This is a genomic window from Delftia sp. JD2 (genome assembly GCF_001682645.1).
GTDB lineage: Bacteria > Pseudomonadota > Gammaproteobacteria > Burkholderiales > Burkholderiaceae_C > Comamonas > Comamonas acidovorans.
Map to the genome: position 1 here is coordinate 1 of NZ_LFJT01000103.1, position 10,787 is coordinate 10,787.

Annotated in this window: 8 protein-coding genes; 2 read left to right on the forward strand and 6 right to left on the reverse strand. The window is 69.2% G+C overall.

Going from position 1 to position 10,787, the window contains the following annotated elements; all coding sequences use genetic code 11:
- The 5 genes from ACM14_RS29375 to ACM14_RS29395 form a co-directional block, all read right to left on the reverse strand.
- The coding region (locus ACM14_RS29375; RefSeq protein ID WP_065348101.1) for a hypothetical protein at nt 1–189 on the reverse strand (189 nt) is incomplete at its 3' end.
- Nucleotides 186–1,328 (reverse strand): PepSY domain-containing protein, encoded by a 1,143-nt coding sequence (locus ACM14_RS29380; RefSeq protein ID WP_065348102.1) that lies wholly within the window; start codon nt 1,326–1,328, stop codon nt 186–188. The genes ACM14_RS29380 and ACM14_RS29375, both read right to left, overlap by 4 nt.
- Before the next feature lie 100 nt (nt 1,329–1,428).
- On the reverse strand, nt 1,429–3,597 hold the full coding sequence (locus ACM14_RS29385) for a TonB-dependent siderophore receptor (RefSeq protein ID WP_065348103.1): 2,169 nt from the start codon (nt 3,595–3,597) through the stop codon (nt 1,429–1,431).
- A gap of 85 nt (nt 3,598–3,682) precedes the next feature.
- Nucleotides 3,683–6,208 carry a TonB-dependent receptor gene (locus ACM14_RS29390; RefSeq protein WP_065348104.1) on the reverse strand — a complete coding sequence of 842 codons (2,526 nt, stop codon included), beginning with the start codon at nt 6,206–6,208 and terminating at the stop codon, nt 3,683–3,685.
- 169 nt (nt 6,209–6,377) lie between these two features.
- The gene (locus ACM14_RS29395; RefSeq protein ID WP_065348105.1) at nt 6,378–7,574 is read right to left on the reverse strand and encodes an MFS transporter; all 1,197 of its coding nucleotides are present in this window, start codon (nt 7,572–7,574) and stop codon (nt 6,378–6,380) included.
- A 95-nt stretch (nt 7,575–7,669) separates the two neighbouring features.
- On the opposite strand from ACM14_RS29395, the gene ACM14_RS29400 reads away from it, so the two are divergent.
- On the forward strand, nt 7,670–8,257 hold the full coding sequence (locus ACM14_RS29400; RefSeq protein WP_012203814.1) for a TetR/AcrR family transcriptional regulator: 588 nt from the start codon (nt 7,670–7,672) through the stop codon (nt 8,255–8,257).
- Here the strand turns inward: ACM14_RS29400 and ACM14_RS29405 are convergent.
- Nucleotides 8,254–9,633 (reverse strand): PLP-dependent aminotransferase family protein, encoded by a 1,380-nt coding sequence (locus ACM14_RS29405; protein WP_047219778.1) that lies wholly within the window; start codon nt 9,631–9,633, stop codon nt 8,254–8,256. The genes ACM14_RS29400 and ACM14_RS29405 overlap by 4 nt on opposite strands.
- Before the next feature lie 123 nt (nt 9,634–9,756).
- On the opposite strand from ACM14_RS29405, the gene ACM14_RS29410 reads away from it, so the two are divergent.
- Nucleotides 9,757–10,620: a DMT family transporter gene (locus ACM14_RS29410; protein WP_065348106.1), complete on the forward strand. Its 864-nt coding sequence runs from the start codon at nt 9,757–9,759 to the stop codon at nt 10,618–10,620.
- The last annotated feature ends 167 nt before the right edge of the window (nt 10,621–10,787 follow it).

A 10,787-nucleotide genomic window follows, 5' to 3' on the forward strand; every position in this document is an offset into this window, starting at 1 on the left:
CGGGCTGCGCCGCACCCAGCCGTGCCAGATTCCCGCCGCCGTGGGAATGGCCAGGCAGACGCCGGCCAGCATGTCGCCAAAGCCGCCGTCGCTGAACAGGGCCGAGACCAGGCCGATGGCCGTCAGCACGCCCAGTGCGATGGGCCAGCCCCAGAGGGCGAGAAAGCCCCGGTGTTGCGCGCCGCTCATGCCGTGATCTCCTTGCCGCGCGGCGCGGGTTGCGGGGCCGGCACGCTCTTGCCTTTTTTGACCCACAGGTACAGGCCCGTGCCCAGCACGATGATGCTGGCGATGTCCAGCAGCGCCCAGAGGATCTGCATGGCCCGCCCGCCGTAGTCGCCGAAGTGCAGCGGCTGGGACACCAGCAGCGCCGTCAGATACCAGGGCAGGGCGGGCGCGGCCGTGACCTGGGCGGTCTTGGCGTCCACCAGCACGGGCAGGAACAGGCGCGAGGTCAGGGGCTCGTTGCCGCGCAGGAAGAAGGTGTGGTGGTGCGGGCTGGAGAACGTGGTCCCGGGGAAGGCGATGAAGTACAGCTTGGTGCCTGGCACCTGCTGCTGGGCGGCCTGCAGCGATTGCTGCAGCGAGGCGCGCTCCGCCACCGGGACCGTGTCCTGGCCCTGGTAGGGCGCCAGCACGCTGCTGAGCTGGTCATGCTGCCAATACTTGATCAGCAGGTCGGCCCAGGTATTGATCATGCCGGTGGCACCCACCACGAACAGCCACACCAGGGTGACGATGCCCAGCAGGTTGTGCAGGTCCAGCCACTTCAGGCGCGGCTGGCGCGTGCGGCGCACGGTGCCGAAATCGAGCTTGCGCATGAAGGGCGCGTACAGCACCACGCCGCTGACGATGGCGATCAGCAGCAGCAGCCCCATGAAGCCCAGGAACAGCTTGCCCGGCAGCCCCGCGAACAGGTCCACGTGCAGCTTGAACATGACCCACATGAAGCCCTGGTCGAAGCGCGGCTGGGCCAGCAGTTCGGCCGTGCGCGCATCGACCACCACGGAGCGGAAATCGTCCGTGGGCGCCGGCGTGGGCGTCATGGTGACGAACCAGAGGTCGTCGGTGTCGTCGGACTTGGAGACGAACTGCACCACGCGGTCCGGGTGCTGGGCGTGGGCCACCTCCAGCACCTTGTCCAGGCTGGCATGGGGCGTGCCCTGGGGCATGGGCGGGGCCTCTACCTCGGTGCCCAGCAGGTGGCCGATTTCGTGGTGGAAGATCAGCGGAAGGCCAGTCAGGCACAGCAGCAGCATGAAGACGGTGCAGACCAGGCTGCTCCATTTGTGCAACCAGGCCCAGGTCTTGATCGTGTGGCTTTGCATGGGGTGTTTTTTTCTCTGACAGAAGGGGGCCTGCGGCCCCCGCCATCACCGCGCCCCGGGCGCCATGCCGGGGGCGGGGCGGTTGCCGGTGGCCGGGGGCTTAGAAGTCCACTTGTGCCGACAGCATCAGCGTGCGCGGCGCGCCCGTGGTGGTGTAGCCGGCTGCAGTCACCCAGTAGCTCTTGTTGCTGACGTTCTCCAGGCTGGCGCGCAGCACCACCGGCTTGCCGGCCACGTGGGTGCGCAGGCGTGCGCCCAGGTCCAGGCGTGTCCAGCCGGGCATGCGCAGGATGTTGGCCGCGTCGTAGTACATGGACGAGGTGTGGATCACGCGGCCGTTCAGGCTCAGGCCCTCCACCCAGGGCGTATCCCAGTCCAGGCCCAGGTTGAAGGTGCGCTCGGGCACGCCGTTGGCATCGTTGCCCTGGTTCACGCCGCCTGCCGTGCGCGAGAGCTTGGCGTTGTTGAAGGCCGCGCTGGCCAGCAGGCGCAGGCCTTTCTGGATCTCGCCGTAGGCGGTCAGCTCCAGGCCGCGGTTGCGCGTCTCGCCGCCGAAGCTGTAGACATTGGTCACCGGGTCTGTCATGGAGCCCGGGCGCTGGATCTGGTAGAGCGCGGCCTGCGTGGTCATGCGGCCCCAGTCCACCTTCACGCCCACTTCGTACTGCTTGGACTTCTGCGGCGCGAACACCTGGCCGGCATTGGCCGTGTTGGGCCCGGCCGTGCCGCCTGCCGACAGGCCCGCCGTGTAGTTGGCGTAGACCGAGACATTGTTCTGCGGCTTGAACACCACGCCGGCCAGCGGCGTCACGGCGCTGGCCTTGTACAGCGTGGTGCCGCTGGCGTTCTTCTGGTCGATGGTCTGGTCGCGCAGGCCCACGGTCACCAGCACGCGGTCGCTGAACAGCGCCATGGTGTCGGCCAGCGCCAGGCTGTGCTGCGTCAGCTCGGCGTTCTTGGTGGGCGCGCCGCGCACGAAGTCGATGGCCGGCAGGGGCGAGGGGTTGTAGATGTTGGAGGGGACGGCTTTGGTGGTCAGCTGGTAGAAGTAGCCGCTCTCGCGGTCCATGTAGTTGGCCGCGGCCACCACGGTGTGGCCGATGGCGCCGGTCTTGAAGCGCGTGCGCAGGCCCACGTCGGCCGAGGTGGTCTTGTTGAACTCGTCGTAGAAGCCGTTGCGCACCGTGAAGTTGCCCAGCGAGTCGATGCGCTGCACGGCCGTGGGGAAGCTCTGGTCACTGGACACATCGCTGTAGCCCACGCCGCCGTAGACGGAGGTGTTGGCGTTGATGTCGTATTCCACGCGCGAGATCACGGTCTTGGCCTTGTCCAGCAGCTCCGTGCCCGGATTGAAGTTGGTGCGGCTGTCGGGCACGGCGGGCACCTGGGTGATGCCGGCCAGGAAGGCGCTTTGCGGGCGGAACTCCGTGGTCTTGCCGCTGGTGGTCAGCGCGTCCAGCGACCAGCGCAGGCCCTGGCCTTCGTAGTCCAGGCCCACCGAGGCCAGGCCCAGGCGCTGGCGGCCGCCGTCGATGTTGCCTTCGCCATTGCGCCACACGCCGTTCACGCGCACGCCCCACTGGTTGTCTTCGCCAAAGCGGCGGCCCACGTCCAGGTGGGTGCCGAACTGGGCCTTGCCCATGTAGGTGGCGGTCAGGCGGTTCAGCGGCACGTCGCCCGCGCGCTTGGTCACCACGTTGATGCTGCCGCCGATGCTGCCGCTGGGGCCCACGCCATTGGTCAGCGAGCCGGGGCCCTTGAGCACTTCCACGCGCTCGATCACCTCCAGCGGCAGGCGCGTGGAGGGCGACAGGCCGTACAGGCCGTTCACCGACACATCGCGCATGGACAGGGAAAAGCCCCGCACCTGGAAGTCATCGCCATAGCCGCCGCGCGCCTGCAGCGTGCGCACCGAGGCGTCGTTCATCACCACGTCGGCGATGGTCAGCGCCTGCTGGTTCTCGATCAGCTCCGAGGTGTAGTTGGTCGTGCTGAAGGGCACGTTCATCTGGTCGGTCTTGCCCAGGATGCCCAGGTCGCCGCCGCGCGCGATCTGGCCGCCGGCATAGGTCTTTTGCAGTCCGCCGATGGCCTCGGCCTGGTCGCTCACCGTCACCTCCTTGAGGGCCGGGCCCTCGGCCGTCTGGGCCGCCACGCCCACGGCGGCCAGGGCCAGGCCGGCGCCCAGGCATTGGCGGATCAGGCGCGTGAGGGGATGGGGAGCGAAGCGGAAGTCCGCAGTAGTGCTGGGGTGCGTCATGGCAGTCATGTGCAAAGGTTGGAAAAAGCGGGAGGAAAAACCGTGAAGAAAGACCGGAAAAAAACCGGGAAAGGAGGGCAGGCCGGCCGTGGCCCTAGAAGCGCGCGCGCAGCGACACCGTGACGTTGCGCGGATCGCCGTAGTAGTTGTTGAAGTAGGTGCTGTTGGGCGAGAACTTGGCGTAGTAGCGCTTGTCCAGCAGGTTGCTCACGTTCAGCTGTAGCGAGTAGGTGTCGTCCAGGCGGTAGGCCAGCAGCGCGTCAAAAAGCGCATAACCACCCTGGCGGGTGGTGACATCGCCCACGCTGGCGTAGGCATCGCTTTGCAGCCGCACGCCGGCGCCTGCGGTCCATCCCTGCAAGGGCCCCTTGAAGCGGTGGCTGGCAAACAGGCGCAGCGCATGGCGCGGGTCCACGGGCCGCAGCGGCTGGCCCACGTTGGCCTCGGAGGTGTCGCGCAGGTACCTGGCCTGGGTGTAGGTGTAGCCGGCCAGCACCTGCCAGCCTGGCGCTGGCTCGCCGGACAGCTCCAGCTCCCAGCCCTGGCTGCGGCTCTTGCCGCCGGCCATGAAGCAGTGGCTGGTCGGGTAGTACGGCAGGCAGGGCATGGCCGATGCCGTGTCCTGCATGGCGCTGCCCACGCGCTGGATGCGGAACACCGACACGCTGGCCTGCAGCCGGCCGTCCATGAAACTGCCCTTGAGCCCGGCCTCCAGGTCCTCGCCCCGGGCGGGCGCCAGGATGCTGCCGTCGGCGGCCTTCTTGTCCTGGGGGCTGAAGATCTCGCTGTAGCTGGCATAGGCGTCGAGCGTGTCCGACAGCGCATGCACCAGGCCCGCATAGGGCGTCAGCTCGCGGCGCACGCTGTAGCCGCTTTGGGCATTGCCGGGTTCGAGATAGCTCCACCAGCTCAGGCGCGCGCCGGCAATGGCGGTGAGCGAGTCGGTCAGCGACAGCCGGGCCCGCGCGAATCCGCCGTACTGGTGGATGTGGGACACGGGCGATGAATAGGCGTTGCCGTTGCCCTCGCTGTAGAACGGCTCGGGATAGCTGGTGTACGGATTCCAGCCGCGGATGTCCACATTGCGCAGCGGGCTCACGCCCCAGTAGCCCGTGGCCCCCGTGCTGCGGATGCGCTGCAGGTCGGCGCCCAGCGACAGCTCGTGCCTGCGGCCCAGGGCCTCGAAGGGGCCGCTGGCCAGCAGGCTCAGCGCGTTCTGCGTGCTGCCGTCGCCGCCATAGATGGAGGTGCTTACGTCGAACAGATAGGGATTGCTGTCGCTGGCCCTGGAAAACGAGGTCTGCTTGAACCCGTCCGACCGAAACCGCGTGTGCGCCGCCTGGGCCTTAAGTTGCCAGCCGCTGTCCAGCCGGTGCTCCAGCTCGGCAAAGGCCTGCTGGTTGTGGCGGTCCCAGGTATTCCAGGGCGTGCCCAGGTAGGTGCTGCGCGGCAGGCCGAGCTGGCTGCCGTCGGCAGCGGCAGGCAGGCCGCCCCAGGAGCCCGTGGCCTGCAGGTCCGTGTGCTGCAGGCCGGCCGTGAGCGTGGTGCGCGGCCCCAGGTCCGCCTCCAACACGCCGTACAGGCCCAGGCGCTTTTCCTTGCGCGCGGTCTGGAACGATGCCTTGTCGTCCGCCAGCGCCACCAGCCGGCCGCGCAGCGTGCCGGCTGCGTTCAGAGGGCCGGACAGGTCGGCCTCCATGCGCTGGCGGTCCCAGGAACCCAGCGTCAGCGCGGCCGAGCCCTGCCATTGCGCCGTGGGCCGCTTGCGCACCATGTTCACCATGGCCGAGGGCGAGCCCGCGCCACGCAGCAGGCCCGTGGCGCCGCGCAGCACCTCCACGCGGTCCAGCATGGCCGTATCGGGCTGGATGAAGGTGGAGGCCGAGGCCACCTGGTTCACATTGAGCCCGTCCACCTGCAGCGAATCGATCTGGTAGCCGCGCGAGTAATAGGCGATGCGCTCGCTATCGATGTACTCCACCGTCACGCCCGGCGTGTGCTGCAGCACGGCATGCAGGTCGGGCAGGGCCTGCTCGTCCAGCCACTGGCGCGTGAGCACGGTCACGGGCTGCGGGATGTCGCGCACCGACTGAAGCCCCTTGTAGCCCGTGACCAGGCTGGCCGTGTAGCTGTCCGATGCCTCGGTCGTGGCACTGGCCGGCGCCGTGGCCCGGACCGTGACCGTGCCCAGCGTCTGCCCGCCGATGCCCGAGGCCGCCGCTGGCAGCGGCCGCAGCGTGTAGACGCCGCTGGACTCGCGCACGGCCTGCAGCGCCGTGCCCTGCAGCAGCCTGGCAAAACCGTCTTCCACGCCATAGCTGCCCTGCAGCCCCGGGGACTGCAGCCGGCCCAGCTGCGCGGCATCAAACGACAGCGCAACGCCAGCCTGGTTGGCGTACTGCGCGATCACATGCGTGAGAGGGCCGGCCGCAATCGAAAAGCTGCGCTGGCCGGCTTGGGCGGCCTGGGCGGACGGCGCCGCATGGGCGCAGTCCGTTGCCGTGGCAACCAGCATCGCCACCCCCAGCACCGCTGTCACCCCAGCCATCCCCATGGACGCAGGCCAGCCCCGTGCGGCTGCAAGGCCGTCCTGGGGCTGGTGGGGGTGGGTGCGGGGCATGGGGCTGGGAAAAGTGGTGTGACTCCCCGTATGCCGAACAAGCCCTGCCCATCCTGCAAGTTCGGCTGAACTTTTTTTGCGCCGCCGCTGAGATTTTCTCCGTTACTTCCCGTTGATCACCAGGTGGAATAAGGCTGGATTGCTATGATTTTATTTTTCAGTCAATGCCTCAGGACACCACCACCGGCCTGGGCTGGCGCGTCCCCGCCAGCGCCAGGCTCGCGAACAGCATCAGCATCAGGCCGTAGGCATAGGTGACCGGCAACAGGCCGAAGCGCGCGGCGGCCATGCCCACCGCGATGGCAGGCACGCTGAACGCCAGGTAGCTGGCGATGTAGATGGCCGAGATCAGGGCGCCGCGCTCGTGCGGCTCGGCCAGCGGGATCACGCTGCGCAGCGCGCCCTGGAAGCCCACGCCGAAGCCCGCGCCCGCCACCACCGAGGCGCCCAGCACCAGGGGCAGGCTTTGCAGATGGGCGCCGACCAGCAGCAGGGCCACCCCGGCCAGCAGGCCGCTGCCGCCGAACTGCAGCATGGCGCGCGGCGCGCGGCTGCGCAGCGTCCAGATGGCGGCGGCGGCGCTCAGCGTGTTGATGCACACGGCAAAGCTGGCGGCGATCTCCGAGCCCGTGACCGAGCGGATCATCGACGGGCCCAGCGACAGGTAAAAGCCCCCCAGCGCCCACACCGTGATGCTCATGGGCAGCACGCGCATGAAGTCGGCCCGGGCCTGGCCCGGAATCCGCACGCGCGGGCGCATGGCGGCCAGCGCGCCGGGGCGGCGCGCGCCCGTCTCGGGCAGCACGGCCATGGCGGCGGCCACGGCCACGAAGATCAGCGCCATGAGCCAGAACACCAGGCCCAGTTGCTGGCGCCACAGCTGCGCGAACTCGCCCGCCACGACAATGCCCGCCGCCATGCCGACCATGGGCGCCATGGTGCTCACCAGCGTGCCGCGCTCGCGGTGCAGGTCCAGCAGCGCCGCGCCCATGGCCGCACTGGCCATGCCGGTGGCAAAGCCCTGCAGCACGCGCGCCAGCACCAGGGCCTGCACGTCGCCCGCGCGGGCGAACACCGCCAGCGAGACGATCTCCAGCACCAGCGCCGCCAGGATCACGGGCTTGCGGCCCAGGTGGTCCGACAGCGCGCCCGTGGTGAGCAGGGCCAGCAGCAGGCTCAGCGCATAGACCGCGAAGACCAGGGTCAGCATGCCCGAGGAAAAGCCCCAGTCATGCTGGTAGAGCCGGTACAGCGGCGTGGGCGCGCTGGAGGCCGCGAAGAAGCTGCCCAGGCCGAAGGCCAGGACGGCCAGGCTGCGGCCGGGCCGGGCAGCGGGAGTGGAGTTGGATGGTTGCAGTACCGACATGGTTAAGAGCCCTGCTGCACAATTAATGCAAAGTTTTTGCGTTAGCGAATTCTGCGCTTGTGCGCTGCTAATGCAAATTTTTAGCTTTAATAACCATGAGCACGCAAGTCCCATCCCTTTCCAAAACAGGCGGTCCCGCCCGTCCCGGCGGACGCAGCGCGCGCATCCAGGCCACGGTCTACCAGACCGTCAAGGGCCTGCTGGAAACCATGCCGCGCGAGGAACTGAGCTTTCCGCTCATTGCCGCCCAGGCGGGCGTGACGCCGTCCACCCTCTACCGGCGCTGGGGCGACATACAGCAGCTGCTGGCCGATGTGGCCGTGGAAATCATCCGGCCCACGGCGCCGCCGCTGGACACGGGCACGCTGGAGGGCGACCTGCTGGCCTGGGCCGAGCAGTTCCTGGAGGAATCGGCCTCGCCCCTGGGCCGAACCATGCTGCGCGACATGGCCGCCGCAGCGGGCAACGAGCACACGCCCTGCGCCTGCGTGGAAATCCTGCGCGGGCAACTGGCGCAGATCGGCGAGCGCGCAGCGCGGCGTGGCGAGGCGATGCCAGCTGCGGACACCCTGATCGACGCGCTGGCCGCACCCATCGTCTACCGCGTGCTGTTCGACCTGCCGCCGTCCCTGGAACACGTGCAGGCACGGGTGCGCGGCCTGCTGCAGGCTGAAACGGCCTAGCCCTTCAGCGCCCGCGCCAGCACCTCGAAGATCCGCGCATCCGAGCACTGCGCCACATTGAAGCGCAGGAAGTCGCCCGCGCTCTGCGACTGGCTGAAGGCATTGCCGGGCGCCAGCACCACGCCGTCTTCCAGGCAGGTGCGCGCAAGCGCCGTGGCATCCATGCCCCCGGGCAACTGGCACCACAGGAACATGCCGGCCTGCGGCACCAGCCAGGGCTTCATGCCCAGGGCCTGCAGCCGCGCGGCCGTGCGTTCCATTTCCTGCGCCAGCCGCAGCCGCACGGACTCCATGTGCCTGCGGTAGCCGCTGTCGGTCAGCGTGCGCAGCACGATGTCGGCGGCCATGCGCCCGCCGCCGAAGTTGGTGGCGATCTTCAGGTCCGCCAGGTCCTGCGTCCAGTCGGGCCGCGCCGCGATGAAGCCGCAGCGCAGCGAGGCCGACACCGTCTTGGAGAAGCTGCCGATCTGGATCACGCGCGACAGGCCGTCGAAGGCCGCCAGCCGGGGCGCCGCATGGGTCTCCAGGTCGCAGAAGATGTCGTCCTCCACGATCACCAGGTCCGAGCTGTCGGCCAACTTCAGGATGCGGTGCGCCACCAGTGGCGACAGCGTGGCGCCTGTCGGGTTGTGGATGGCCGAATTGGTGATGTACAGGCGTGGCGAATGTGCCTGCAGCGCGTCGGCGAACCGGGCCACGTCGGGCCCCTGCGGTGTGTAGGGCACGCTCACGGCCTGCACGCGGTGCGCCTTGAGCAGCGCATGGAAATTGAAATAGCAGGGGTCGTCGATCAGCACCGTATCGCCGGGCTCCAGCAGGAAACGGCAGACCAGGTCGATGGAGTGAGTGCCCGACTCCGTCAGCAGGATCTGCTCGGGCGAGGTCTCCAGCCCCATGGCGGCCATGCGCCGCGCCAGCAGGCGGCGCAGTGCCGGGTGGCCCAGCGGCGTTGCGTACTCCGTCAGCTCCAGCGTGCCCGAGCGCGCCAGAGAGCGCAGCGCGCGGCGCACGCCTTCCTCGTACAGCCATGAAGGCGGCAGCCAGCCGCAGCCCGGCTTGAGCGCGTGGGCATCTGCCTGCAGCGACTGGCGGGCCAGCCACAGGGGGTCGACCTCCCTGTCCACGCGCGGCCCGATACCGCCCAGCGCCAGCGGCGCCACCGGCCCCGCCACATAAAAGCCCGAGCCCGGGCGCGAGGCGATCACCCCCTCGGCCGCCAGCCGCTCATAGGCCTCCACCACCGTGGACACCGACACCTGCATGGCCTGCGCCTGCGCGCGCACCGAGGGCAGGCGTGTGCCGGGCAGGTAGGTGCGCGCGGCGATGCGCGACTGGATCTCTTCCATCACCGCCTGGATGCGTGTGCCGCTGCGCATGGCTGCTCTCTCTTCTGTAGTGGATTTGTGTGCATAACAGTTCTTTTGAATTGTATTGGACTGTCTATGGAAGATCCGGCCGTGCAATGGCCCACTGCCTGCTGCAAACCAAGGAGCTTTTTGATGGACAAGACAAGCAGCGGGTGGATCAACGGATTCATCGGCGTGGCGATCTTTGCGGGATCGCTGCCGGCCACCCGCGTGGCGGTCGCCGACCTGGACCCCACCTTCCTGACCTGTGCGCGCGCCAGCATTGCGGCATTGCTGGCTCTGGCCATGCTGCTGGCGCTGCGCCAGCCCCGGCCCGCGCGTGCCGACATGCCTTCGCTGGCGCTGAGCGCGCTGGGCGGCGTGGTGGGCTTTCCGCTGCTGACCGCGCTGGCGCTGCAGTACGTCACCTCGGCGCATTCCATCGTCTTCGTGGGCCTGCTGCCCCTGTCCACGGCCGTGTTCGCCGTGCTGCGCGGCGGCGAGCGGCCGCGCCCGGCCTTCTGGCTGTTCTCGCTGGCGGGCGCGGCCTTCGTGGCCGGCTATGCGGCCGTGGGCGGGGCCGGGGGCTCGCTGCGCGGCGATCTGCTGATGCTGGCCGCCATCATCGTCTGCGGCCTGGGCTATGCCGAGGGCGCGCGCCTGTCGCGCACGCTGGGCGGCTGGCAGGTCATCAGCTGGTCGCTGGTGCTGGCCCTGCCCGTCATGCTGCCGGCCGCCCTGATCAGCATGCCGGCATCGCTGGCCGATGTGGGCCGGCCCGCATGGCTGGGCCTGGCCTATGTCTCGCTGTTCAGCATGCTCATCGGCTTCGTGTTCTGGTACCGGGGCCTGGCCCAGGGCGGCATTGCGGCCGTGGGCCAGATCCAGCTGCTGCAGCCCTTCATGGGCCTGGGCCTGGCGGCCCTGCTGCTGCACGAGCAGGTGAGCTGGGGCATGGTGCTGGTCACCATGGCCGCCGTGGTCTGCGTGGCCGGGGCCAAGAGGTACGCGCGCTGAGCCCGGCGGGCGTGGTGCGGGAGCGTGGTGCGGGGGGAGCGATGCAGGGCGGTCAGCGCCCGGCCTCGCGCATCACCTGCTGCGCGAACTCTGCGGCCGAACCCTCGAACGGCTGGTTGCTGGCCGCCTCCAGCCAGCTGCGGATGGCCGGCGCGCGCAGCGCCTGG